Here is a 25,356-nt window from a genome sequence, read left to right on the forward strand (position 1 = left end):
AAATGACACTGCATGACATTATTCAAGTGTATACTTAATTATAGGATACACCATAGTTTTAAGAAATCCTCGGGTTTCAGATCTTTTTTAGGTATCCGGTGCGGTTAGGAAACCGCACCTACCGGGCTTGGTTACCCAAAATCGAAATAAAAATAGAAAACTAAATAGTCATGGTTTTAGGAAAATAAAATTGGCAAATGCTCTGAAAATATGGTATACTTAAAAAGGCTTGATGTCAAGCCTTGAATGCTTATATCGCTAAGCGTGCTATGGAGGCGCGTGCGAAGTTGATATGGAGGGACCATGGAAATAGAGCAGACGCTGGTTTTAATCAAACCGGATGGCGTTCAACGTGGGTTGGTCGGTGAAATTATTGCCCGCTACGAACGCAGAGGACTCAAGATTGCTGGAATGAAACTGCTGCTGCTTCCGCGCATCGCGGCAGAAGCACTCTACGCTGTCCATCACGGAAAATCATTTTACGACGTACTCATCGAATTCATGACATCGGCACCTATTATTGCCTTGGCTATTGAAGGACGAAATGCTATAGAGTTGGTACGTATCCTTAACGGAGAGACCGACCCAAAGAAATCTAAGCCGGGGAGCATCCGAGGCGATTTCTCTGTTGATATAACGCATAATGTTGTGCACGCATCGGATTCTCGGAAAAGTGCTCAGCGCGAATTGGACATCGTGTTCGCATCTGATGAGCGTTATGAATATAACCGTGCGGATGAAGGCACGCTTCATGTTAAAGCGGTGTAACTTAGACAAAGCAAACTGTCGAAAAGCTTTCTGAGGATTTTTGCAAAACTATATAACAGACGGAGGTTAATAAAATTGAAATTTGCGAATATTTCTGTGCTAATTGCCATGCTTATCGTTGGATTGGCTTTCAGCGTTTACGCAGCCAAAGACGACTGTGAAAACCTTGATGGCGATGGCGCGAAACCTATTAAAGAGGTCGGCAAAGAAGGCGATGCCGTTCAGAACGACTATGACGAAGTCATAGAGGAAGACGATCGAAAAGGCGTTACGTATCTCGCCTTAATCGGAGGCAGCCAACCGAAGCCTAATGCATGCGGACTTACTCCGAAGAACCCGGAAGGAGAATGGACAGGTTGGGGCGGTCCCTTAAACTTCGACAACGCCACGATCGGCGAAGGTGCTGCAACCCGGAACCATATCGTCATCGGCGGTATCTACTTTGAACGTGGGATTGGTGCCCACGCTATTGGCACGTTCGTTTATGATCTTAGTGGTGATAAGTACCTCAAGTTCGAGGGGTATGTCGGCATGTCAGACGAAAAAGATCCTGCTGAGTGCGGTCACGGCGGCAGCAGCGACTTCATCTTCAGTGTTGATGGTAAGCAGGCTTTCAAATCTGAAACACTCCAAGGCACTGATGGCGGAAAGAACGTTGACGCTCTTAAAGTGGAATTTGACATTCCATCAGGTGCCAAAGAACTTGAAATCGTCATGGGTGATGGCGGCGACGGCATCGGTTGTGATCATTCGGCAATCGGTGATGCGAAATTGCTAAATGCGCAAGCACTCGCTGTTGAGCCTGCCAATAAACTCCCGACTATCTGGGGACACTTGAAAGATAGTTATTAGACCTCGAAAATTGCCCTACGCTTGAAGTAGGTGTGGACGCTACCTGATTTAGACAAGGTGTTCCGTATTTGTATGCGGAAAACTGTGTCTAAATCAGGTTTTTTGTTGCAATTTTATACAATTTATTTTATGATAAATTTTAGATAAAGAATAAACCCTAATACCATAGCGTCTACTCAACACGCTTATGGTAATATTGAAAGGACAATATGATGAAAAAACTTTTATTAATCCTTGGTGTGGTATGTTTCAGTCTCATGGCTATTCACATCAGCACAGCTGAGATTGATTTCGATACTGCGGTCGGTATCTGGCTCTTTGATGAAGGCAAAGGTGCGGTCGCTAAAGACATATCAGGTGAAGGAAACGATGGCGAAGTCGTCAAAGCCCCATGGGTGGATGGAAAATTCGGCAAGGCACTCGACTTTGATGGAAAAGCCGGCTGTGTCAAGACTGAAGAGAAACTTCTTGAGGCTCTCGAAGAATTCACTATTCTTGCATGGATACAAAGCACGGACGATCCGCCCGCCCGGACTGGACTCGTCGGACAGAACAATGCACCTGAGTTTGGCTTTATTACGACGAATGAGCTTAGCCTCTGGACCCCTGCAGCGGGTCTGACAAATAATGCTTGGAAACACAAACACGGTGATGGCGAATGGCATCACGTCGGGTGTGTCGCCACGACAGAGTACGTCCATACTTATATTGATGGTGAATACGCTGAGAAAAAAGGCAAATGGGCAAACCATGGCGCAGCTAATTTTAACGTCAATATTGGTGGTTGTGGTGTCTGGGATGCAGGTGGAAACTTTTTCCCGGGTCTAATGGACGAAGTCATGATTTTCCACTCGGCACTGGAACAAGAAGATATTCAGGAGCTGATGGACAAAGGCTATCAAAATTATTTGGCTGTTGACCCCGCAGGTAAACTCGGTACAACTTGGGGACATATTAAAGCTACGCATCATATCAGGTAATAGCCTTTCCTTTTTCAACACTCGTAGACGTACTGGGTTATAGTAAATTCCATAGTGCGTCTACGAGTAACCTACCCGTTGATCTCCCTACGCCTTACACATACCTACGCGTCTACTTTAATTCATGCAGTTCTGTGAGTTTGTCTAACACGGCCTTATTCCCCGGTTCCAATTCTAAAACCCGTTCAAAAGCACCAATCGCCTCTGGAATATTTCCAAGTTCCTGATAAGCAACACCTAATGCTCCGTATGCGCGAACGTGCGTCGCCTCAATTGCGATAACCTTTTTAAAGAGTGAGATGGCTTCGAGATAATCCTTCTTTGTCAGAAAAATTAAGCCGAGTCTGTAAATGGCTTGGACATCGGTTGCGTCATGGGTGATGACCTGTTTATAGTGTGGCTCGGCTGCTGTATAACGCTGTTTTTTCCAATAGGCACCGGCAAGCGCGCGATGCGCGGACAGTTGAGATGGGACGAGTTCAAGTGCTGCCTGATAGTGCCGAATTGCCTCTCCAAGCTGTCCTGTGTTCTCATACACTGTCGCAAGATTCGCGTGTACATTTGAGAAAAAAGTGGCGTAATCTGAAGGGTTTAACTGTTCGGGAGATTCGCTATCTGTTTTATTTTTTTTAAACTGAAGTGCCATTTGGCAGGCACGGATCGCTGCAGTGGTCTGTCCGGTTTCATAATAGATCTGTCCTATATAGTTATGCGCCTGCGCTTTCAAGTAGGCTCTCTCGTCTGTACTTCTCTGCTTCTGAACCTCTATATCCTTGTCGAGTAGCAACAGAAGGTGTTCTAATACTGCCAAGGCTTCGGGGTGCTGTGCTGTGTAGAGGAGTGAAACGCCATAGTCGAACCAGACCTTTATATCTTTCTGTTCGTCTGAGATAAGCGTCTCAAATTCAGCGACAGCACTTGTATAATCGCCTTCTGACATATAACGTCTACCGCGTTCGGCGTACAACGATGCAGTGACACCTGCCTGCAGCACATCCCACCACAGCGGGTCCGATAACTCGCCATATTGACTCGGATGGCGTGCTGCTTGTGCGTGTCGTTTTGCCGCTTGCTTATCCCCTAATGCTGTAACAACCTGTGCCATCAATGCATGCGCTTCAGTTTGCCGCGGATTCAGGCGCAGTGCGTTCTCTAAATGTCTTTTGGCAAGTTTCACTTGTTGTCTTGCAAGTGCAATTTCGCCGAGCCAGAGTTCAGAAAACGGGTTGTTCGGTTGAAAGTGTTTCGCGCGTTCCAAGTGATGTCTCGCATCTTCAAGCTTCCCTAAAATTCGGAGTGCAGAAGCAAGATAGAGATGCCCGGGCGCGTATTCCGGGTTCAACATAAGTGCTCGCGTGAGATGCTCGACTGCTTCCTCCGGTTGACGCTCCTTCGTCAAACGTCCCAAAAAGTAGAACCATCTGAATTCCTTAGGCGCGAGTATACTCGCTCGACGATAACACGGTATCGCTGGTGTCTCCCAACCATGGATGAGATAGACGTGCCCCAATTGACCCCAGACATCCGCATCATCAGGAGAATTCCGCACGGCTTCTTGTGCAGTTTCAATTGCCTCCAAAAGCAATTTCTCCTCAACTAAGTCAAGGTCTGCAGGCTGTGGAATAGTGGTCAGTACGGATTTTTTTTCAAAAAATCCTTTCAGTTGTCGGTTGTCAGTTACAAGAGGTTTCTCGTCTACGTTTCCGTCCTTTACCTGACTGCTGCTCGCTGATTGCCGATTGCTAATTTCACTAACCGCAAAAACAGGTAGGCTAATTAGCATGAGAAGAAAAAAGAGAATTGATTTTATCAAAAAGGCACCCCTTTTCCTTGATAAACCTTTACACGTTGATTCGCAGGTGTCCCTGGGAATCTCTCGCGGCTTCCGTCTTGCCAATACACGTCAATCGCTTGAATTTCACTGATTGTTCCTAACCCGAAATGCACACTCGGTTCGCTACTACTAAGATAACTCGTCCCAGACAGCACATAGCCTGTCAATGTACGTGATTCAGTTTGGAGCGTTACTTGTGCCCCGAGTGCACCTCGATTTTCGGTGATAGCTTGCACGAATAACCAATGATACTGAGGTGGCGGTGCGTCGTTTCGGAAAACGCGAAGCTGATTATCAAGACTGCTCACCACCATATCAATATCGCCGTCTCGGTCAATATCACCGAAAGCCATTCCGCGGCTCACCTCAACACGTTCTGTAAAGTCAGGCGCACGTGAACTCACATCACTGAAATGGGCTGTCGGAAACCCTCGGAGACCGTCAGGGGTCGTAGAGGTTGGGTTGCCCAACCCATGCGGACGAGGCAACCTCGCCCTTACGACAGCTGATGGCTGATTGCTATTTCGGAAGAGGAGATTGGGTTCGGCATAAAAATTCCAGAATTCGCCAACATCTGCTCCATCCAAGATCTCCCCGCGCTTTACCCTTCCATTGACGAGCGCGATGTCAAGATCGGCATCGTTGTCGAAATCAAGGAAACCGCATCCAAAGCCTGTCCAACGTAGGTCGCGTCCGGCGAAACCTGCTATTTCAGTCATGTCAGTAAATACAGAGTGGTTAGCGGCGATATAAAGGGTATTTGTCTCGCCGGATAAGTGCGTTGCGAAGAGGTCAGGAAGCGTATCACCGTTGATATCCCCGACAGCGACGCCCATGCTGCCTTCGGGTTGTCCGTAAGCATTAAACGCAAGCCCATGCAATATGGCTTCCTCAGCAAAAGTGCCGTCGGTCTGGTTTACCCAGAGATAGTTCGCTTCGCCATCGTTGGCAACAAAAAAATCCGCCCAACCATCACCCGTCAGATCCAGACACACAACACCGAGGCCTCTGCCGGACATTGCGGCGATCCCTGTCTGTTCGGTCACATCTGTGAAAGAGCCGTTGCCGTTATTTTGGAACAGGCGATCTGTTGCCGGCTCAAAGACTTTTGGATTACAATAATCTGGCGCGCTGTGTTTCCCGCGACACACCATTTCTGGATCAAATTGAACGTAGTTGGCAACATAGAGATCGAGGTCCCCATCCCTGTCGTAATCACCAAAGGTTGCGGATGTTCCCCAAGCCTCATTTGAGAGACCTACCTCTTCTAATATGAATGTACCGTCACCCTTGTTTCGATAGAAAACATCGGGACCGTAATTCGTCACATAGACATCTACGTCGCCATCATTATCGACATCACCGATTGCCACGCCTTGTCCGTAGCCTTCGTGTCCGATGCCAGCGGTTTCCGTAACGTCAACAAACGTTCCATCGGGTTGTTGTTGAAAAAGGAGATTCGGGGCAGGTGAGTCCTCTTTGCCGGGTGGTGGAAATCGGATGTGTAGGACATCCAACGCGCCATCATTATTGTAATCAAAGAGTGCAACTCCGCTCCCGATGACCTCAGGTAGGGCATGCGTGCCTGCAGCCCAAGAAGCCTCGGTCTGTGAGAAACCGAGCGCAGCCGTCACCTCCGTAAATAGGGGTTTGTCGGTCTCTGCTTGTGCTGCCGACAGCAATCCACTTACAACAATGAATATAACAGCATATAACTTCGTAAACATGATGTTATTCCCAAAGGTATCGGGGTTACAAATCCCTCCTACACGGTAAAATCACAAACTCCAATTGTTGATGTGCTTCACGTAATGCCGTTTCTACGGCTGCAGGTGTTTCGGCACGCGCGAAGATGAAACCGAGATATCGCGCCCCCTCTGGTAACGGCACCACTTCCCCACCAATCGGAATTGTGATACTGACTTCTACAATACCGTCTACGCGATGTGCATCTGTTTTGCCGCGTACTTCACCGAGAATACCAGCCTTCGGTACAGGAATCATCATAACCCCCGCTGCCTGCTGTTCTCGCTGTAACATTTCTACGGGTTGACCAATGGCGTGTCGGATAACGAGTTCCTCCAGCGACATTCCGGTTCCAAACCGGAGCGTCCTGGCACAGAGTCCGCCAATCGTCCGTGCCGCAATTTCGATGAGATGTGCCCCGTTGTCATTATAACGCAACTCGGCGTGAACAGGCCCATGTTGAAGTCCTAAAGCGGTGGCTGCCTCTGCTGTCGCGCGATGCAGCGCATCCTGGACCTCCACCGATAGACGAGAAGGTGTAACATAGAGCGTCTCCTCAAAAAAAGGGCCTTCGAGCGGATCGGGTTTATCAAAGAGCGCGAGCACTTTAAGTTCACCGTCTAAGAGGATACCCTCCAATGCCACCTCTATTCCGGGAATATAGTCCTCAACGAGCAGATATTGTGAAGCGTGCGCCAAGGCATCGGGGTTATAAACCGCTTCTACGTTGGTATCATCCTTCAAAGTGTGGAGCAGTTTTGTTGTCCGCTGAAAGGCTTCGACAAATTCGGTAGGTGTGTCTGCACGGATGACGCCACGGCTTGCGGAGAGAGAGAGGGGTTTGATGACACACGGCAAACCGACTTGTGTATCTGTAGGATTGGATGACCCAACCCCTACGATTTCAGCGGGGTCATCATAGATAGAGAAGCGTTGGTAAGCGGGTCCCGATACACCCTTCGTTGATAGTGTGTGCCTTAAGCGGTATTTATTGCGCGTCGCTTTTGCTGAAGCGACAGGATTATGTGGAAGCCCTAAAGCCTCTGATGCAGTCGTCGCAAGCAGGGTTGTATCGTCATCGACACCGACAATTGCCGCAAGCGGATATGTATCATCAAATTCGAGGATTGCCTGTGTTGCCACGGTTGGCGCGCTGAAGTCTAACACCAGGGTATGGCGCGGCGAGAGGTCCGCTGTCGTTGCTGCTTCTTCTGACGCGACGACGACCTCCACATCAAGTTTCGAGGCAGCATCAAGGAAGTCCGCGGCTCGATATGTGCGTGTTGGCAGGAGCAGGAGAATTCTCGGTTTTTTTAACGGTTGATGCTGCATTCGGAAATCTCCTGGAAACAGTTTTCAGTACGATTTTCTCTCACTGCGAGGCAAACTGACAACTATTAACTAACTGGTACGGGAACCTCTCAACAATTTCTGATACGATGCGTGTGCATTCTGCGCATCCTCCTCACCATCAAGGACACGCCGCAGGCATTGCACGAAGCCGATCGGATCCTCTTCGCCAAAGATGGTACGTCCGAACAGAATCGCGCGCCCACCGTTGCTGACAACATTGTGCGCTAAGGCGAATGTGCTACGTGCATTTTGGCGAGGACCGCCCAACGCACCGATGACCAACGTCGTATCGAATTGGCACAACTCAGCCCAGACCTCAGCGGCTGTGTAAGCGGTTTTAATAAAGCGCGGGCGTTGGTGTTTTCGGAGATAACTCATCGTCCGGACAATAGAATCGGCGACATACATGCCTCGTTTTTCTTCATCCATTCCGGGCAGTTTAATGTTCGGCAAAAACACCTCTAAGAGATGATCGAATCCTTCGATTTCACCAACAACATGTGCGAATTGTACATACGCCTGTAACATCCGCTCATCAGCGATGGGATCGTTATTGAGCGTAATGGAGTATAGCCCAAGGTTAACGCGACATTCAAGTGCGGGCCCGATGAGTGCCTCACAATAGCGTTGCATATCCTCTGGAAATACCGTCTGAAACGGCATTGACGGACTCGAAGTATAGACACCAAACCGCGGATTCCAGATAGCGGTTTCCGAGTTCATCCGGACGATTGGCGTAATCGGCGAGTTTTCAAAAAGGTTTTCTTCAAGTGCAAGCGTTTCTGCATCAGCGGGTGTCATCAGAAGTCCATCTAATTGTCCATCAGCGACAAGGTCGCGTTGCAGTTGCAAAAACTCTGCATGTGTGCGGTAGTGAGGTTTTGGGTGCTGCACCTGCCCGAGTCCTTTAATCCCTGCGGATGCGAGTGGATCCGCAGCGAAAACCAGAATCGGGTTCTGTGCAAGCAAGTCTGTATCAGCAAGTTTATCAAATATCCGGTTGCCCATTTTTTTTTAAATTTCCTTGCGGTTAAATCGAGTGGGTTGTTACTTCAAATGCCTTTCCTTAGAGCCGTCCTCCAAATGTAAAGCTAAGACAAATTATGCCATTTAAGGCATAATTTCATTACGGACTACGGTTTTAGTTATCAGTTATCGGTCGTCAGTTTGCCTCACAGTGAGAGTTACAAGAGGTTTTTGATAATTCCAACATCTCCTGTACCTGATGACTGAAAGGATTTTTTGAAAAAAAAATCCGTATTCTCACTGCGAAGCAAACTGACAACTATTTTTAGAGTGTACTCGTTGGATCAATATCTATCACAAATTCAATAGCCTTTGATTTTATGATGGCTGGTGGTTCGTCAGTAAAACGCTTAAAGAGCCTCCCTATCTTTTTAGCATCGGGACTTCGGAGCAAGAGATGCCACCGAAATTTCCCTTCAATTTTCGAGAGTGGTGCCGGTGCGGGACCGAGGATCTCCACCGATGTCTCTTCAACAGTGGGAGCTTGTGAAGCGTGTTCTCGGTCCTCCTGCCAAATTTCGAGTTGATCTCGTGCAGCATGTGCGGCATCAATAACCGCTTGCTCGTCTTTGCCTCGAAGTAAGAGGGTCGCAACGTGAGCGAAAGGTGGATACCGTAGCGCGTCCCGCGCGACGACCTCCTGTGCATAGAAATCAAGGTAGTCGTGTTTCTGTGCTGCCTCTATACAGTAGTGCCCAGGCATGTAGGTTTGGATGACGACCTTGCCTTCAAGTTCTGCGCGTCCAGAACGTCCTGCGACCTGTGTGAGTAGACTGAACGTCTGTTCGCTTGCTCGGAAATCAGGAAGATTCAAGGCGATATCCGCTGCGATAACCCCGACAAGTGTGACGTTCGGGAAGTCCAATCCCTTCGACACCATCTGTGTGCCTATCAGGATATCAATTTTTTGTTGTTCAAATTCCGCTAAAATCTGCTGATGTGCGTTTTTCCGCGCCGTTGAATCCGCATCAAACCGCTTTACACGTGCTTTCGGATATGCCTTGCGTACCTCTTGTTCAACCGCCTCCGTCCCTGCGCCAAAAAAGCGAATCGCATCACTACTACACTGCGGACAGGTTTGTTGTGTCGGACGGTTACCGCCACAATGGTGGCAGACAAGCCGCTGCGTTTCACGGTGATAGGTGAGTGAGATAGAACAGTTGTCGCACCGCTCGACATAGCCACAGGTGCGGCAGAAGACATAAGTGGAGTGCCCACGCCGGTTAAGAAACAGGATAGTTTGTTCTCGCCGCACAAGCCGCTCCTCAATGGAGCTTCGGAGCAGATCCGAGAAGATGGTCCGGTTCCCTTTTTTCAACTCGGTTCGCATATCAACGATGTGAACGTCGGGCATTTTTCTATCAAAAACACGGTCGGGTAGGCTTAGGAGCCGATAACGTCCATTGCGTGCCCGATGAAAACTTTCAAGGGAGGGTGTCGCGCTTCCGAGTAGAACGGGGCATTTTGCGAGGTCGCTCCGCTTCTGTGCGACTTCCCGTGCATGATAGCGGGGCGCAGTATCCGATTTATAGGAATCCGAATGCTCCTCGTCCATAATCAGCATCCCAAGTTTTTGGACCGGGGCAAAGATAGCAGAGCGCGGTCCAATGACAATATTGGCTTCACCCTTTTGGATACGATGCCACTGGTCATAGCGTTCGCCGTCACTCAATCGGCTATGCAGTAAGGCGACGCGCTCACCGAACCGCCCCACAAATCGAGAGGCAGCCTGCGGTGTGAGCGAAATCTCTGGGACCAATACAATGACAGATCTACCATTTTTAAGGACATCTGCCATCGCCTGCATATAGACCTCTGTTTTCCCGCTTCCCGTTACGCCGTGAAGTAAAAAGGTTGGTGGTTGTTTAATACTGTTGCCCGAGGCGGCTTCTGTGGTGTGTGATACCAGTACGTTTTTAATTTGCGTGAAGGCTGCGGATTGCGCGGAATTCAAGAGGAGCGGTTGCGTCGGCGCGACAGGTTCAAGACTCAGTGGGTTCCGCACCGTTTCTGCCTGTACTATATGAATAAACCCGTGTCTTTCAAGGGTCCGTAGCAGCGAAACACTGGCGTTTACTCGCTTCATCAAGTCTGCTGTTGCCAAAGGTGCCCCTTCATCAAGAAGGAATTGCAGAATCTCTGCCCGCTTGACATCGGCAGCATGGAGACGGTTAGCTGAACGCTGTGGGGCTGCATTTTCGTGAACGTCCGAGGTTTCATTCTTGAGCTGTTGAATCGCCGCCTCAACATCAGCAGTTGGTAAAGCTAATTGCGCGACAGTGGTTTTTTGTGTGGTAGCCTTCGGTTTATGCGTAACATTGGTTTCAACAACACCTTTTTCGCGGAGTCTCCTGATTCGCGAACGGACATCTTGAGAGCTTAAACCGGTTCGTCTGGCAAGCTGATTGAGCGAGAGTTCGCCCTCTGCTTCCAAAAGCGCGACGAGTTTTTTTTGTACTTTTCCGAGGGATCCTGAAAATTCAGGTAGGAGTCGGACCTGTTCCGTTTTCTGGGTCCGGACAGCGGCGGGTACTGCACAATAAAGCGCGACCCCCCACGAACAGACATAATAGTCCGCCATCCATTTCGTAAGGGTGAGCATCTCAGGCGAGAACATCGGTGTTTCATCGAGACACTCGGAGACATTCTTGATAAGGTTGGGGGCGAGGTCAGTTTCATCAAGCCGTTCAACGACGACGCCCTCGTGCTTCGTTCTGCGAAACGGTGCTAATACTCGCACACCGGGTTGTAAAACCGGGTCCAGCTGCGGCGGTACGCCGTAGGTAAACACTTGATCTACTGATAACGGAAAAGCAACGTTTGCATAGCGCATATTTTTAAATATTGGGTTTTCGCTCCGTTTTGTCCGTTGTCCAAAACGGGTTTCGGATCAAACTGATAGCGATAATTACTTTCCAGTTTATTTTACAGGTCCAATTGATTGTCGGCTTTCAACAGCCAGTAAGGAGGTTTTTGATGAAATCAGAAACTTCTTTGCTGATGGAAACCGACACCTATTCTCACTTCTATCCTTGCGCCAAAAATGTGAGCACCTTTTTTATGTCTTCCCACACCTCACGTTTGGCATTTGGATTTCTGAGGAGGTATGCGGGATGATAGGTCGGCATAATAACCGGCGGCTTTTTATGTGGAAGGACGTGCAGTCCGGGGACATTGCACTCATGGAAATCACCGCGAAGTTTAGTAATACCTACTTTTGTATCAAGCAACATCTTTGCGGCGAAACTCCCGAGTGCCACAATCACCTTCGGTTGAATCAGTTCGATTTGGCGCATTAAATATGGACTACAGGTTGCGACCTCGTCCGCTTCAGGATTTCTATTGCCGGGCGGGCGGCATTTAAGTACATTGGCGATATAGACATCGGCGCGCTTAAGTTTCATCCCCGACTCAATGATTTGCGTCAGTAATTGACCGGCTCGACCGACAAAAGGTTCTCCCTGCCTATCCTCGTCAGCCCCGGGCGCTTCACCGATGAACATAAGGTCAGCGTTCGTATTCCCGACCCCAAAAACGACACTATTCCGTGTCTCGTGTAACGGACATTTGGTGCAATTCCCGGCATCTGTTGCCAATGCGGGTAGATCGAAATCCGCATAAGGCGACTGCTGTTCAGGTTCGCGTAGTTCTGTTTCTATGAAGCCGAATTTAAGTTGCTCTTCCATGTATTCCCTCACACTTGCGACGAGTTCTATGTACTCTTTTCTGAAGTTGTCGGTATCCATTTTAATAGTTATAAGTTATAAGTTATAAGTTATAAGTTAAGAGGGTTCCTGGAACAGTTCCGTCTTCTGTGAAGGTTTCCACAGAAAACCTTTTTAACTGTTAAGCAAAAGGTTTTTCGGAGGAAATCGCCTTGAAAACTGACAACGATTCCCCTGATTAATTTCTGAGATCGTGAATCAAAGACATGCCATCAAACCAAGTGATGTACAAGAACAGGGCAATTAGGAGAACTTTGCTAACCTGTTGAACAACTTCCTGTACCCTCCGAGGTATCGGCCTGCCCCGGACCTTCTCAACGGCACAAAAGAGCAGCTGCCCGCCATCAGCAATCGGAATCGGTAACAGATTGATAATGCAGAGATTGATACTGATAAACCCGATGAAAAAGATGACACTGCTCCAACCGAGACGGCTAAACATGTTGCTCGTCGCAGTCACAATGCCCATTGGACCGGCGAGATGTTTCGGTGAAACTTCCCCACTAATCAACTGCTGGAACGTTCTGCCAACGGCAGTAAAGGTCAGCCCTGTCGCTTCAACACTTTTCCCAAACCCTGTGAACAGGTTATATTCCGGCAAAGGCACTTTTTTCGGAGCCAGTTGCATCCCGCTCAGGGAGGTGCGCCACATCAATCCGAACATAATATTTTCCGGGTCTGTCTCTGAACTTTGCGCCTCGCTCGAAAGGGTTACTTGTTTCAGGTTCCCCGCCCGGATCAAACCGATTTGAATCGGTTGGTTCGCCTGTGCCATGAGTTGCGAGTAGAGCGTCATCTCGTCTATTGCCTCTCCATTAAGCGTCGCAAGGACATCTCCACTCCGAATCCCAGCGTCTTCGGCAAGGCTCCCTTTTTGAACGCTTGCTATCACACGCCAATCCACCGGCATTTCAAGCATAAGTGTTTCGTCCGCACGGCGAATTCCAAGCACCAACGTCTCTCGATTCTCGTTGATGTTATTATAAAGTGCTTTATATTTCTCATCAACCCAATTTGCTGAAGGGTGCCAGACACCATAACCAAAGTATGGAACGTTATAGAGTTTCTCACCGTTGATGCTCTCAATTACGTCGCCAACCTGAAGACCGGCGTGTGTAGCGATGCTTCCTTCCGTGATGTGATTCACGATTGTCTCGTCTCCACTATTTACCCGAATTTCACCGATATCGCCTCTGCCGCTCGGTATAGCATCCGGTCTAACAGTGAGGGTGTGGCGTATGCCATCGCGTTCTACAACGAGTTCAAGGTCCTTGTTCGCACCTGTGATAATTCGGGTTTGGAACGCAGACCAATGACGGATCGAGTCTCCATTGATTGAAACAAGCGTGTCCCCAGGCATAAGTCCACCGGCTGCCCCAGGTCCATCGCCAGCGACCCACCCTATTTGAACTGTCTTTTCCGCAGCGAGCGGCATGCCGGTCAATCCCCCGATTAACCGCGCAGCATCCGCGTTCAGTCCAATAGCAAATATAGACCAATATACGAAAACACCAAACAAAAGATTAACAGCGGGGCCCGCCGCAACAACAAACGCGCGGCTGCCGAGCGATGCACTCGCAAATTCGCCAGGTGCCCGAGTCTGTTCGCTGGGATCCATGCCTTCCATTTCGACATATCCACCAAACGGGAGCAGCGAGATTTTATATTCCGTTTCACCGCGCTGAATCCCAACAAGCTTCGGACCGAAACCGAGAGAGAAGGTCCTTACCTTAATACCGCAGCGCTTCGCCGCATAAAAATGACCGAGTTCATGGATGAAGATAAGGAAACCGAGCGGAATCATCGCGAGAAACCCAACTTTGATGTACGGGAGGATGAAACCAATGAAGTCAACGAAAAATTCCATGTCTATTACCCTTTTTTTAGGAGCAAGGCTCTCATGCCTTAACTCATTAGTGTTTTGTTATAACTTGTGTGTTTTTTATCAGACCTTACGCAAAATGATGGAATTACGACTTTTACCCCGCGGTAGGGACCCGTTCCCCTTTCCAGTAATGAGTGGGGATCCTGGTTAGCAACCACACGTACCGGGGAATCACGTAAATCCTATTTATATCTATTAAGCAATATTAAGAAACAAATTTTAGGTTTTGAGGAAGGATAGAAGCGCAGGCAGACTAGAAGAATCCCTATCTATTATCTTCCAACCTTCCATTCTTCCAATCTTCCAACACAATTGCGGATTCAAAACTTCAATGTTAATACTTAAACTTGCTTATAACTCAGAAGTTAATTTCTGAGATCGTAAATCAGGGACATGCCATCGAACCAAGTGACGTACAGGAAGAAGGCAATCAGAAGGACAACGCTGATTTGTTGAACAATCTCCTGCGCCCTTCGAGGCATAGGCTTGCCACGAATCTTCTCAACAGCAAAAAAGAGGAGCTGCCCGCCATCAGCAATCGGAATCGGTAACAGATTGACAATAGCGAGATTGATACTGATAAACCCAACGAAAAAGATGAGACTGCGCAAACCGAGATGGCTGAATTTGCCGGTCATGTGGATAATACCGACGGGACCGGCGAGGTGTTTCGGTGATACCTCACTGCCAATCAACTGTTGCAACGTTCTACCGATAGCGGTAAAAGTTAGCCATGTGGCTTCAACACCTTTCCCGAACCCAGTCAAAAGGTTGTATTCCGGCAAAGGTGCTGTTTTGGGTGCCAGTTGCATGCCGCTGAAGGTGGACTGCCACATCAATCCGAGCACGACTTCTTCTGGGTCTACCGCTGAACTTTGCGTTTCGCTTGAAAGAGTTACTTGTTTCAGGTCCCCCTCCCGCGTCAATCCGATTCGAATCGGTTGGTCCGCCGCTGCCATGAGTTGCGAGTAGAGTGTCGTCTTATTTATCAACGCTCCGTTAAGCGTAAGCAGCATATCTCCATTCTGAATCCCCGCCTCTTCAGCGACACTCCCCTTTTGAACACCTGCTATCACCTGCCAATCCACTGGCAGTTGAACCGTGAAGACCTCATCAGCTCGGCGAACGCCAAGCGTTAATGCCTCTCGATGCTCGTTAATGCTATTATAGAGTGCCTTATATTTCTCATCAATCCAGTTCGCTGACGGGTGCCACACCCCGGAACCAAAGTACGGGACACTATGAAGCCTCTCGCCGTTGATGCTCTCAATAACATCCCCGACTCGAAGGCCGGCTTGTGCTGCGAGACTTCCGTCTTCAATATGACTCACGATTGTTGTGTGTCCACTACTCACCCGAATTTCACCGATATCACCTCTAACACTCGGTATCGCATCCGGTTTAACAAAGAGGGTTTCGTGGACACCATCTCGCTCTACAACGAGTTCCAACGTTTTATTCGCACTTGTGAGAATTCGGGTTTGGAAGGTAGACCAATGACGGATTGAATCGCCATTGATTGAAACAAGTATGTCGCCGGGCATAATGCCTCCTGCGGCTCCAGGTCCATCGTCAGCGACCCATCCGACTTGAACCGCCTCCGACCCGCCGAGCGGTCTGCCGGTAAAACTACTGATGAGATTGGCAGACCCTCTGTCAAGTCCAGTTGCGAAGACAGCCCCATAGACCAAAACACCAAACAAAAGATTAATAGCGGGCCCCGCGGCAACAACAAAAGCGCGGTTGCCGAGCGATGCACTCGCAAATTCGCCAACGGCACCCGTCTGCTCGCTTGGATTCTCACCTTCCATCTGGACATAGCCACCAAATGGAAATACGGAAATTTTATATTCCGTCCCGCCTCGCTGAATCCCGACAAGTTTTGGACCGAAACCGATGGAAAAAGTGTTCACCGTGATACCACACCGTTTCGCGGCATAAAAGTGGCCGAGTTCATGAATAAAAATAAGAAAACCGAGAGAAACAATTGCGAGAACCACCGTCCTGAAGTGCGGAAGGAAGGAGTTTATTAGATCAATCAAGAATTCCATGTCTATTATCCTTTTTTGGGAATAGCCATCAGTGATCAGCCATCAGTAAAGACGTAAGCGTTACAGAACTCCTTTTTTGCTGACTGTTCTCACTGCGAAGCATGCCGACTGCTGAAAGCCATTTTTGTGTGATTTTTTATGAGTGAATTTGCTGTTGCTTTTGCCCACCGATCTGCCTCAAGGATATCTGGGAGTGTCGGTTCTGGAACCACAGTGTGCTTATCCATGACCTGTCCGAGGATAACCGGTATATCCATAAACCCGATGTCTGCGTTAAGAAACGCCTCCACGACGATCTCATCTGCGCTGCTTAATACCACGGGGAGTGTGCCGCCAACGTTAGCGGCAGTATAAGCCAACGAGAGACACGGGAATTTTTCAAAATCAACAGGTTCAAAGTGTAGTGTGCGCGCCTCCTGTAGATCCAGACGTGGTACGGGTGCTGAGAGTCTACGGGGATAAGTTAAAGCGTATTGAATCATAATACGCATATCTGTGGGACCTAATTGTGCGAGTGTAGAACCGTCTGTCCATTCCACCATAGAATGAACGATACTTTCCGGGTGAACAACGATGTCAATTTTTGAGAGTTCTATATTAAATAACCATTTCGCTTCGATGACCTCCAGCCCTTTGTTCATCATCGTTGCGGAATCAATAGTAATTTTTGGTCCCATCTTCCAATTCGGGTGCTGGAGTGCTTGTGCTGGCGTTACAGAATAGAGTTCCGCTTTCGGTACCTTTCGGAAGGGACCGCCAGAAGCAGTAATCAGGAGTCGATGGATTTCTGCTTGTTGGTCGCGTGTGCCTTCCAAACATTGGAAGATGGCACTCATTTCGCCATCTATAGGTATTAAGTTAACGCCATTTGTCTTAACCGCTGCGTTAACAAGCGGTCCCGCCATGACCATTACTTCTTTATTTACAAAAGCAATGTCTTTGCCGGCGTTGATCGCCGCCAAGGTCGGTAATAAACCTGCGCTACCGCCCATGCCATCTAAGACTTGAGAGGCTTGCGGCATTGTGGCTACGGCTTGAAGTCCCTCGGTACCAGCGAGTATTTCTGTCCCATTGATGTCCCGAATACGCGCTCGGAGTATGCCTGCGGCAGTCGGTTCATTTACCGCCACCAACGTTGGACGATACCGCCGAATCTGTTGCTCAAGGGTATCAACGTCGCGGTTCGCTGCGAGGCCGACGACTTTAAATTCGTCAGCATGCGTTTCAACAACGCTGAGGGCGTTCTTCCCAATAGAACCCGTGCTACCGAGTATGGCGATATGTTTCATTAGTTGTCAGTTATCAGTTGTCAGTTATCAGTTGTCAGTCACTTTTAAAAATCCACTCCAACTTGGCGCGCCTCAAGAATTGGTGAATTGTTAGGTCAAAACCGCCTCACTGAAAACTGAGGGCTCTAAAAGTGTCTTGTCAATTCCCAATAGTAATAGAGGGCAGGCGTGCTAAAAATTAGGCTGTCACATCTATCAATAAAGCCGCCGTGTCCTGGAATTATGTCTCCCGAATCCTTGACCCCAGCCGTGCGTTTCATCAGCGATGCGCTGAGGTCGCCAAGTTGTCCGAGTAGGCTCAACAACAACCCAATAAAAGCAGCGTCCAGCCAAGAGAAAGTGTCTTTCAGAAGAAGGACACCGAGTCCAAAGCCGATTAAAGTGCCGACAACCAATCCACCGATGGTCCCCTCCACTGTTTTGCGAGGGCTGACAGGAGTGCCGAGTTTATGTTTACCGAAGGCTCTCCCGACGAGATACGCGCCGGTGTCGCTGCACCAAACCGTGCCGCATAACAAGAAGATCAGGTGTCTGCCGATCGGTTCCGCGTTCCGCAGCAAAATGAGATGGTATCCTAATACCCAACCGATTGTGAGGATACCGGTTAATTTCAGCGTGACGGCAATCAACTCACCGTCAACTTTCGCTCTAAAGATACTTTCAGCAAAAACATAGATGAATACGAAAGTAAAGAAACTAAACATTACTGCCGAAACAGGCAGAGACTTTGTCAAGACAGGTGAGAGATGCGCTAACAAGCAGAACGCGCCCGTCAGGAATACTGTCATCACAGGATTCAATTTTTCAGTAAAATGTTGCGCCAGACGACAGTACTCAACTTGCATCATCAACATAGCGATTAATACAAGTAGCAGGTAGAGCCAATCCCCCCAATAGATAATCAGGACGACTAACGGCACCAGCACAACCGCACTCAGGACTCTCCGCCAAAACATAGGTTCAGTATCCCACTTAAATAGTTTTCAGTTCGGTTTTTCTGCGAAAAACCTTTCAGTTTGTCAGTTACCAGTTACCAGTTACCAGTTGTCAGTTACCAGTGACCAGTTAAGGATGTCTCATCAAGTTCTTAACTGGTTACTGGTTACTGGAAACGGGTAACTCCTACAACTGATAACCGAGAACCACTTAAGTTTCCAACAATTCCGTTTCTTTCGCCTCCGTTAATTCGTCAATTTGGTTGATATACGTATCAGTGAGCTGCTGCACGGGGTCTGCGGTAGCCTTTCCGCGTTTTTTATCGCCGCCGCGCCCACGACTTTTACCGCCGCCGCCCCCTGAATCACCGTCAAGTTTTTTGACAGCGTCATTGGCATCCCGGCGGATATTTCGAATGGCAACTTTCCCCTCTTCAGCGAGTTTACGTACGACCTTCGTTAGTTCAGTCCGTCGTTCTGTCGTGAGTTCGGGAACCAGGATTCGGATAACGTTCCCGTCGTTGCTCGTTGAGAGTCCCAAATCCGAATGGGCTATAGCCTTCTCAATCTCTGTAATTAGCGTTTTATCCCAGGGTTGAATGACAAGCAGACGCGGCTCAGGTGTCGTAATCGTACCGACCTGACTCAGTGGACTTTTGGTACCGTAGTAGGTAACAGTAACCTGATCCAATAGTGCCGGTGTCGCGCGCCCGGTTTGCACATGCGACAATTTTGTCGCTGTTACTTCAATGGTTTTCTTCATCCGGGATTCAGTTTCTTGAAGTATCTTCTGTTGCATCTGATTTTTTCCCTCTAAGACATCGCGGATACCTGTGGTGCCCTACCAAACTCAACAAAGGTGCTGCCCTTCAATGACAAGGCATCGCGACGGAAGCTGCGCTTCTGCCTCTTAGCTTATCACCATTTAGTCTTATGGCAGCCTCAATCCCCGACGCTGCTGGTGCGATCTCTGCACACATTCGAGACTAAATGGTTGTGTATCATGACTGTCCAAGCACATAAAGAACAAAACGTTTAACGACAATATTCTCACCCAATTGGGCGATAGCGTCCTTGACAAGGATCTCAATGGTCTTATCTGTATCGCGAATATAGGGCTGCTGTAGGAGACATGTCTCTGAGTAAAATTTAGAGATGCGTCCCTCAACGATCCGTTCAGCGATATGTGGAGGTTTCCCTTCTTGTTCGGCTTGTGCTTTTAGGATCGCCTTTTCAGCTTCAAGATCCTCGGCAGGTACATCTTCGGATTTAACATATTTCGGTTTAGCGGCGGCCACCTGCATCGCGATCTCTTTCGCCAACTCTTGGAACTGCTCCGTCCGCGCGACGAAATCGGTTTCACAATTCAGTTCGACTAATGTGCCGACGCGACTTCCAGGGTGGATATAGGAGACAATGAGCCCCTCTTCTGCTGCCCTGCTGCCTTTGAGTTCAGAAGCTTTCAAACCTTGCTCCCGTAGTTTCTGAATTGCTACGTCGATATCTCCGTTCGTTTCGGTTAGCGCCTTTTTGCATTCCATAATCCCCGCACCCGTACGCGAACGGAGTTCGCTAACCATCTTTGCTGTAATTGCCATCCATCCTCCTTGTAATTGGTTGTCAGTTGTCAGTCCAAGTAGTTATCAGTTGTCAGTTGTCAGTTGTCAGTTAAAGAGGTTTACTTGGACTTGAACAGTCCAACTCTTATAGTGGATCCCGTAATTACTTATACACTTGCCTTATTATGTGAATTTGTAAATGTGCGTTTCGTGGAGGCACCGGAAACCAACGGTTCCCTATGCTACAAGTGTAAACATATTTTTGGATTTTACTATAACTGAAAACTATTCCCTTTCAGCAAGCACGGTTATCATATAGATAACGCGTTATACGGTTTTGACCGCGCCAAAACTGGTAAGTATTTATGGCGCGATTGCTAATTAAGAAGCAACCGCGCGCAAAAGTCTCTTATTGGGATTGCCGTCGTGGGGGTCTTCCTCTCCGTCGCTGGCGAGGTGCGCGCGCTTGACGTTGCTCACTGTCGCCAATAGCTTCGGGTTCTGCGGACAACTGTGCTTCTTCAAGAATCGCGGCACTCTCTTCCTCATGTCGTTCGGCTTCAAGCACGGCATCTACGGGGCGAGTGACATCAGGTTGTGCTGCCTCGTCTGAGACCTCTGCGCCTTCTGATGCCCCCCCGCGTCCTTGAATGACCGACTCCGCTAAAACGGAGCAGATAAGCCGGATTGAACGGATTGCATCGTCATTTCCGGGGACCGGCAGATCAATCGGGTCAGGATCACAGTTGGTATCCACAATTGCGATGATCGGGATACCCAATTTATTCGCCTCGGCAATAGCCGTATGCTCCTTACGTGTATCCGTTACGACGACAACTTCAGGGAGCCTTTTCATTTCTCTGATGCCACTGAGGTTATTGTCGAGTTTGCCTTTTTCGCGTCGCAGGCGTATTACCTCTTTTTTCGGCATCTGTTCAAAGACCCCATTTGTCTCATCGGCATCCAATTTATCCAAACGGTTGACACTCCGACGGATGGTCTGGAAATTAGTGAGCATTCCGCCAAGCCAGCGGTGGTTCACGTGGTACATCTCACATCGAACAGCCTCGCCTCGGACAGCTTCTTGGGATTGACGTTTTGTACCGACAAATAGTACCCCGCCGCCCTTTGAAGCGATGTCTTGCACGAACTCTGCTGCGGTTTCAAGCATCCGTAACGTCTTTTGTAGATCAATGATATAGATCCCATTTCGCTCGGCGAAAATGTACTCTGCCATCTTCGGATTCCAGCGACGGGTCTGATGTCCAAAATGAACTCCACATTCAAGGAGTTCTTTCATTGTAACAGCCAAAAAAAACCTCCTACGGTTCGCAGAAGCGACACTGCCTCTGCTGGGTTTCTGCGTCCACCTCCTTCACATCTGCATCAGACTCTCAGCACGAGAGAACCCGCTGTGCAAATCGAGAGGTGTGTTGTATTTACAATTGAAGTTTAAACGTCCGGTGAACACCTATTCATCGGAATTGATACGAATATTTTACCACAGAAACAGTTGAATTTCAAGTTTAAGTGTTATAACACACGTCTTAGATGGATGTCAAGGAAAATTAGTGGTCAGTTACCAGTTGTCAGTTATCAGTCATCGAGAGAATAATAGCGAGCAATCAGCAAGTGTCGCTTCTACAATGGCTCTGGGAAAATTATAGAATTCGATCGGAGGTTGTGGTATAATTTAAGGGGAGGGAAAAGGTGGAACATCTGATTGAACATATCACTGCACACTTCAAAACAGATGCGGATGCACTCAAATTTGAACCGATTCAACACGGTACGCGACAGCGGCGCAACGTCTGCATTCTGAAATTCGATACTGAAAAGTACCTGCTAAAACAATATGATATGACAACACCTGTCGTCGATGCCGGACACACGCCTTTACAGATTGAAGCGGCTGTTCTCACACTTTTACACGACAAAGGTTGTCAAGTGCCTCAACTCATTTGGAAATCAGAACGCCTCCATTCGCTACTATTAGAGTGGTGTGGTGAGTTCACACTTGACGCGCTCGTCCAGTCCCATAAGAAACCCGCCCAGTCTATTACTGCACTTCTGTACACGATACTCCGAGAATTGTGTAAGATTGAGAACTGTTTTACAACGCACGCGGCACAGTTCGCGCCTTATGTCTTCCGTTTTAATGCACAAACAATTCTGCGAGATTTACTGGAACAGGGCAAAAAAGTCGTCGGTTATCTCTCACATCTTAACAACAGCCGGATGTCATCTGCTGAAATAGAGAGGTTCACAGATACATGGAACATGTTTGCGAACCGTTTACAGCATGCGCCGACAACACTTGGCAACTTGGACAACAACGCTCGGAATATCGTCATTCGGGACGTATCTCCGTTCTTTATCGACTTCGCGAGTATCGGTTGGAATTGGCAAGCGATGCGCCTTGTGCAGCTATTCAATAGTATTGGTGCCTTCCTGGTTCCACCGCTTGAAACCGGCAATTTCGTTTCCCTCTTAGACAGAGAACTTGTCAATACCTATGCCGAGTGGGTAAGTACACACCGCGAAACTTGTCCACCCGCAGAGGTCGCGGCGCGTGTTGACGGTCATCACCTATTGTTCTACCTCTCGGTTATCCATCAACTCTTGCAGGCTACCGCGCAGCCCGAAGCCGCCGAAAGCAGGATACTCCTTGAGGCGTGGGGCAATGCACAGGCGAGATTCCAAAGCGCGCTCACACATGTTACTGATATTCATCTAAGCGACGACATTTGTACAAATCGGATACGGGAGCTGATAGGCGGTTTTTCTGCCTAAGGCGGTAGCGGTTTAAATCAAGATTTTCAGAATGAGAGGCTGGACAGGGGCAACTTGCGTTATGGTATCAGTTCTTACTCTTAGCATCCTCAAGGACTGCACCGACAAGTTTCCCGAAAAACGTCTGAATTTCCGGTGTTGACGGCTTTTTTTCATTAAACTCGGTCTGATACGATTTTAGCACCTCATAGAGTGATGTCAGGTTAACCCGCCGTCTCCGAATCGCTTCACGGACGTGTTGAAAGTTTTCAACAATCTGTTCCTCTGGGATGCCGTCAGGTCTTTGGTCCTCTGACTTAAGGTGTTTTTCGACGCTGTTCAGGGCGCGTTCTGCCATCCAATGGTGTGCCCCTTCAGGTCCTCCGACCTGGCGGTAGATTACAACTACAGCGATCAAGCTGACACCTACAATCACTAATAAAAAAGTCAGAACTCGCCTATAGCAGCCACTTAGTTTTCTGCTTATTATATTCGCCATACGTATTTTTTAGTTCGGGACCTCCGCGAGGTTCATAGATTTGTATTTTTTATAGGACTTATGGAAATTATAGTGAAATCTTTCCCTCACGTATCGTTAGTGCCGCCTTCAACTTTTGATTTCCGATAAATTTTGTCCCGTGGGCATCAAAGTATTCAAATTCACCGTCAAGGGCTTCAAATACCGCAACATCTGCGACGGTACCAACTTTCAGATGACCGAGCTGCGCCTCACGTTGAATAGCCTTCGCGGCACTGAAGGTCGCCTTGTCAATTACCTCTTCAAGTGACAAACCTAAGTGCATCAATTTCGATAGTGTTGTCGGCAGATCGTAGACGGGACCGTTGATGTTTCCAGTGTGAAGATCGGTGCTGATAACATCGGAGATAAAACCCTGTTCGATAGCACGTTGGGCAATTTCGTAATGAAAACTGCCAGCCCCGTGACCGACATCAAAGATAACACCGTCTTCGCGGGCCTTCCATGCCTCGGGAATGACCCTACCTTTTTCGTCAACGATATTATCACCGTTGCCTTGGAAACAGTGCGTAATCACATCACCGGGGCGGAGTAATTTCAAAATATCGGGGAGCGGCACACCGGCACCGATATGGCACATCACAGATGTTCCAGCGCGCTCGGCGGCTTGGATAGCAAGTTTCAAGGGTTCAACACCGTTATCACCGACCTGACCTTTCCCTTGACGTACTTTCACGCCGACGGTGATGTCGCGATGCTGTTGTAATGTTGCCGCAACGCGTCCGGGATCGGCATAGGCTATATCAAACATTTCGCCCACAGGTCCGTAGACGAGTCCAATACCTGAGATGTGAATGTAGGTAAGGATATTTGTCTGGGCGGGTTCGGCAATGAATTCTCGGAAACCGGGAAATGTCACCCAACTCGGGCTCCCGGCATCCACAACAGTGGTAGTCCCTGCCATCGGGCAAATCGCGTCGGCTCTAATGCCCCATGTTGTTACACCGTAATAGACGTGTGTGTGGATATCAACCAGTCCGGGTGTTACGTATTTATCTTTCACAGAGACGGTCTGTGTCGCTGCAGTATCGGGAATGTCGGGTTCAATTGCTGCGATAACACCGTCAGCAATTGCGACATCTCGCACTGCATTCAAACCTTGCGCGGCATCAATGACAGTGCCATCTTTCAGTAGGATGTCATACTTCATTTTAGTTATCAGTTATCAGTTTTCAGTTATCAGTTACAAGATGTTAAGGTTGAGCCCCGGAGATCATCTACAGTGAAGTTAGACCCCGCGTTTATCACCCCAAATGTCGACATGCACACGAGGGGAGTAGCGATATCCGTTCTCTTTGCAGAGGTTGACCAGCCATTCTTGTTTCTGTTGTAGCACGGCAGACGTTGTGCCTTGCGGCATCAACAGAATCGTCTCGGCAGGGATACCGATTTCTGTTTGTAGCGTCTGGATCTCAGTCAAATCTTCAGGCGTATCTACAACAAATTTCACTTGGCACGGATACGCCTCCAAAAACTTACGGATAACCTCCGGACAGATGCGTTCGCGTTCGTGACGTTTGAAAAAGCGATTATCTTCCGATGGATTGGAGTTCCGCAACTTCGGACTCATTGAAATGAGATGCGCTGCAACCGCCGCGAACAGTGTAGCGTTCGTTTCAATCGTAATGTGGTGTCCCCGTTTATCAAGTTCATGACAGAGTTCCATCAACTCTTTGGGTTGAATAAAGGGTTCACCGCCAGTGATAACAACATGTTTACACCCGTAACGCGTGATCGCAGCAACGCTTTCGGCAACGGTGATGTCCCGATCTTCGGGTTCCCAAGATGTGTAAGGTGTATCACACCAAACACATCTCAGATTGCAATAACTCGTTCGAAAAAAAACAGAGGGTACACCGATGAGTTGCCCTTCACCCTGAATGGTATGAAAGAGTTCGCTGAATTTCATTTTTTAAATAAATATGAACTTCTGCTCGGCTTTGTCCGCCCCTTCCGAGTAACGGGTGGGGGGGCCTGTCCAAAACCGGTTCTTGATTAAACCTGCTACCTGGGTTCAGCCGAACCAAACGCGGTGCGTATGAA

At 48.5% G+C, this 25,356-nt stretch carries 19 protein-coding genes and 1 pseudogene; 4 read left to right on the forward strand and 16 right to left on the reverse strand.

All coding sequences use genetic code 11. From position 1 onward, the window contains the following. The first annotated feature begins 303 nt into the window (after positions 1-303). The 3 genes from ndk to OXH00_09745 all read left to right on the forward strand — a co-directional run bounded on the left by ndk (position 304) and on the right by OXH00_09745 (position 2,600). On the forward strand, positions 304-768 hold the full coding sequence (ndk, locus tag OXH00_09735; GenBank protein MCY3741287.1) for a nucleoside-diphosphate kinase: 465 nt from the start codon (positions 304-306) through the stop codon (positions 766-768). Positions 769-843: 75 nt separating this feature from the next. Continuing rightward, positions 844-1,620 carry an NPCBM/NEW2 domain-containing protein gene (locus tag OXH00_09740; protein ID MCY3741288.1) on the forward strand — a complete coding sequence of 259 codons (777 nt, stop codon included), beginning with the start codon at positions 844-846 and terminating at the stop codon, positions 1,618-1,620. A gap of 209 nt (positions 1,621-1,829) precedes the next feature. Beyond that, positions 1,830-2,600, forward strand: coding sequence for a LamG domain-containing protein (locus tag OXH00_09745; GenBank protein ID MCY3741289.1), 771 nt, complete (start codon positions 1,830-1,832; stop codon positions 2,598-2,600). A 112-nt stretch (positions 2,601-2,712) separates the two neighbouring features. Here OXH00_09745 and OXH00_09750 read toward each other — a convergent pair whose 3' ends face one another. The 13 genes and pseudogenes from OXH00_09750 to rpsB all read right to left on the reverse strand — a co-directional run bounded on the left by OXH00_09750 (position 2,713) and on the right by rpsB (position 21,303). Next, on the reverse strand, positions 2,713-4,413 hold the full coding sequence (locus tag OXH00_09750; protein ID MCY3741290.1) for a tetratricopeptide repeat protein: 1,701 nt from the start codon (positions 4,411-4,413) through the stop codon (positions 2,713-2,715). After that, positions 4,410-6,161, reverse strand: a complete 1,752-nt coding sequence (locus OXH00_09755; GenBank protein MCY3741291.1) for a CRTAC1 family protein — start codon at positions 6,159-6,161, stop codon at positions 4,410-4,412. The genes OXH00_09750 and OXH00_09755 overlap by 4 nt, the downstream gene beginning before the upstream one ends. 25 nt (positions 6,162-6,186) lie before the next feature. Next, positions 6,187-7,512, reverse strand: coding sequence for an ATP-grasp domain-containing protein (locus OXH00_09760; protein MCY3741292.1), 1,326 nt, complete (start codon positions 7,510-7,512; stop codon positions 6,187-6,189). Positions 7,513-7,581: 69 nt separating this feature from the next. Continuing rightward, the gene (locus tag OXH00_09765) at positions 7,582-8,541 is read right to left on the reverse strand and encodes a hypothetical protein (GenBank protein ID MCY3741293.1); all 960 of its coding nucleotides are present in this window, start codon (positions 8,539-8,541) and stop codon (positions 7,582-7,584) included. A gap of 283 nt (positions 8,542-8,824) precedes the next feature. Next, complete coding sequence (gene priA, locus OXH00_09770; protein ID MCY3741294.1) at positions 8,825-11,392, reverse strand: primosomal protein N'; 2,568 nt, start codon at positions 11,390-11,392, stop codon at positions 8,825-8,827. 193 nt (positions 11,393-11,585) lie between these two features. Next, positions 11,586-12,245: a uracil-DNA glycosylase gene (locus OXH00_09775; protein MCY3741295.1), complete on the reverse strand. Its 660-nt coding sequence runs from the start codon at positions 12,243-12,245 to the stop codon at positions 11,586-11,588. 217 nt (positions 12,246-12,462) lie between these two features. Then, positions 12,463-14,151, reverse strand: a complete 1,689-nt coding sequence (locus OXH00_09780; protein ID MCY3741296.1) for a site-2 protease family protein — start codon at positions 14,149-14,151, stop codon at positions 12,463-12,465. Between the two features lie 383 nt (positions 14,152-14,534). Continuing rightward, positions 14,535-16,220 carry an RIP metalloprotease RseP gene (gene rseP, locus OXH00_09785; GenBank protein MCY3741297.1) on the reverse strand — a complete coding sequence of 562 codons (1,686 nt, stop codon included), beginning with the start codon at positions 16,218-16,220 and terminating at the stop codon, positions 14,535-14,537. An 89-nt stretch (positions 16,221-16,309) separates the two neighbouring features. Continuing rightward, a complete protein-coding gene (locus OXH00_09790) occupies positions 16,310-17,509 on the reverse strand; it encodes a 1-deoxy-D-xylulose-5-phosphate reductoisomerase (GenBank protein MCY3741298.1) in 1,200 nt (399 codons plus the stop codon). A 125-nt stretch (positions 17,510-17,634) separates the two neighbouring features. Further along, positions 17,635-18,465: a phosphatidate cytidylyltransferase gene (locus OXH00_09795; GenBank protein MCY3741299.1), complete on the reverse strand. Its 831-nt coding sequence runs from the start codon at positions 18,463-18,465 to the stop codon at positions 17,635-17,637. A gap of 190 nt (positions 18,466-18,655) precedes the next feature. After that, the gene (frr, locus tag OXH00_09800) at positions 18,656-19,243 is read right to left on the reverse strand and encodes a ribosome recycling factor (GenBank protein ID MCY3741300.1); all 588 of its coding nucleotides are present in this window, start codon (positions 19,241-19,243) and stop codon (positions 18,656-18,658) included. Between the two features lie 202 nt (positions 19,244-19,445). Further along, entirely contained in the window at positions 19,446-20,042 is a 597-nt protein-coding gene (gene tsf, locus OXH00_09805; protein MCY3741301.1) for a translation elongation factor Ts, read from the reverse strand. 592 nt (positions 20,043-20,634) lie between these two features. Further along, positions 20,635-21,303: pseudogene (gene rpsB, locus OXH00_09810) on the reverse strand (30S ribosomal protein S2). Between the two features lie 410 nt (positions 21,304-21,713). Between rpsB and OXH00_09815 the strand changes: the two are divergent. Beyond that, positions 21,714-22,796, forward strand: a complete 1,083-nt coding sequence (locus OXH00_09815; protein ID MCY3741302.1) for a phosphotransferase — start codon at positions 21,714-21,716, stop codon at positions 22,794-22,796. 67 nt (positions 22,797-22,863) lie between these two features. Here the strand turns inward: OXH00_09815 and OXH00_09820 are convergent, their stop codons facing one another. The 3 genes from OXH00_09820 to OXH00_09830 all read right to left on the reverse strand — a co-directional run bounded on the left by OXH00_09820 (position 22,864) and on the right by OXH00_09830 (position 25,222). Continuing rightward, complete coding sequence (locus OXH00_09820; GenBank protein MCY3741303.1) at positions 22,864-23,193, reverse strand: hypothetical protein; 330 nt, start codon at positions 23,191-23,193, stop codon at positions 22,864-22,866. Between the two features lie 148 nt (positions 23,194-23,341). After that, on the reverse strand, positions 23,342-24,463 hold the full coding sequence (locus OXH00_09825; protein MCY3741304.1) for an amidohydrolase/deacetylase family metallohydrolase: 1,122 nt from the start codon (positions 24,461-24,463) through the stop codon (positions 23,342-23,344). A gap of 78 nt (positions 24,464-24,541) precedes the next feature. Beyond that, positions 24,542-25,222 (reverse strand): 7-carboxy-7-deazaguanine synthase QueE, encoded by a 681-nt coding sequence (locus OXH00_09830; GenBank protein ID MCY3741305.1) that lies wholly within the window; start codon positions 25,220-25,222, stop codon positions 24,542-24,544. Positions 25,223-25,356 lie beyond the last annotated feature (134 nt).

Source organism: Candidatus Poribacteria bacterium (assembly GCA_026706025.1).
In the GTDB taxonomy this organism is placed as follows: Bacteria; Poribacteria; WGA-4E; order WGA-4E; family WGA-3G; genus WGA-3G.

Excerpts from the sequence above, each read along its gene's own strand:
- ndk (MCY3741287.1), top strand. The coding sequence starts at position 304 with ATGGAAATAGAGCAGACGCTGGTTTTAATCAAACCGGATGGCGTTCAA.
- OXH00_09745 (MCY3741289.1), top strand. The coding sequence starts at position 1,830 with ATGATGAAAAAACTTTTATTAATCCTTGGTGTGGTATGTTTCAGTCTC.
- OXH00_09755 (MCY3741291.1), bottom strand. The coding sequence starts at position 6,161 with ATGTTTACGAAGTTATATGCTGTTATATTCATTGTTGTAAGTGGATTG.
- OXH00_09760 (MCY3741292.1), bottom strand. The coding sequence starts at position 7,512 with ATGCAGCATCAACCGTTAAAAAAACCGAGAATTCTCCTGCTCCTGCCA.
- OXH00_09765 (MCY3741293.1), bottom strand. The coding sequence starts at position 8,541 with ATGGGCAACCGGATATTTGATAAACTTGCTGATACAGACTTGCTTGCA.
- priA (MCY3741294.1), bottom strand. The coding sequence starts at position 11,392 with ATGCGCTATGCAAACGTTGCTTTTCCGTTATCAGTAGATCAAGTGTTT.
- OXH00_09775 (MCY3741295.1), bottom strand. The coding sequence starts at position 12,245 with ATGGAAGAGCAACTTAAATTCGGCTTCATAGAAACAGAACTACGCGAA.
- OXH00_09780 (MCY3741296.1), bottom strand. The coding sequence starts at position 14,151 with ATGGAATTTTTCGTTGACTTCATTGGTTTCATCCTCCCGTACATCAAA.
- rseP (MCY3741297.1), bottom strand. The coding sequence starts at position 16,220 with ATGGAATTCTTGATTGATCTAATAAACTCCTTCCTTCCGCACTTCAGG.
- OXH00_09790 (MCY3741298.1), bottom strand. The coding sequence starts at position 17,509 with ATGAAACATATCGCCATACTCGGTAGCACGGGTTCTATTGGGAAGAAC.
- OXH00_09795 (MCY3741299.1), bottom strand. The coding sequence starts at position 18,465 with ATGTTTTGGCGGAGAGTCCTGAGTGCGGTTGTGCTGGTGCCGTTAGTC.
- frr (MCY3741300.1), bottom strand. The coding sequence starts at position 19,243 with ATGCAACAGAAGATACTTCAAGAAACTGAATCCCGGATGAAGAAAACC.
- tsf (MCY3741301.1), bottom strand. The coding sequence starts at position 20,042 with ATGGCAATTACAGCAAAGATGGTTAGCGAACTCCGTTCGCGTACGGGT.
- OXH00_09825 (MCY3741304.1), bottom strand. The coding sequence starts at position 24,463 with ATGAAGTATGACATCCTACTGAAAGATGGCACTGTCATTGATGCCGCG.
- OXH00_09830 (MCY3741305.1), bottom strand. The coding sequence starts at position 25,222 with ATGAAATTCAGCGAACTCTTTCATACCATTCAGGGTGAAGGGCAACTC.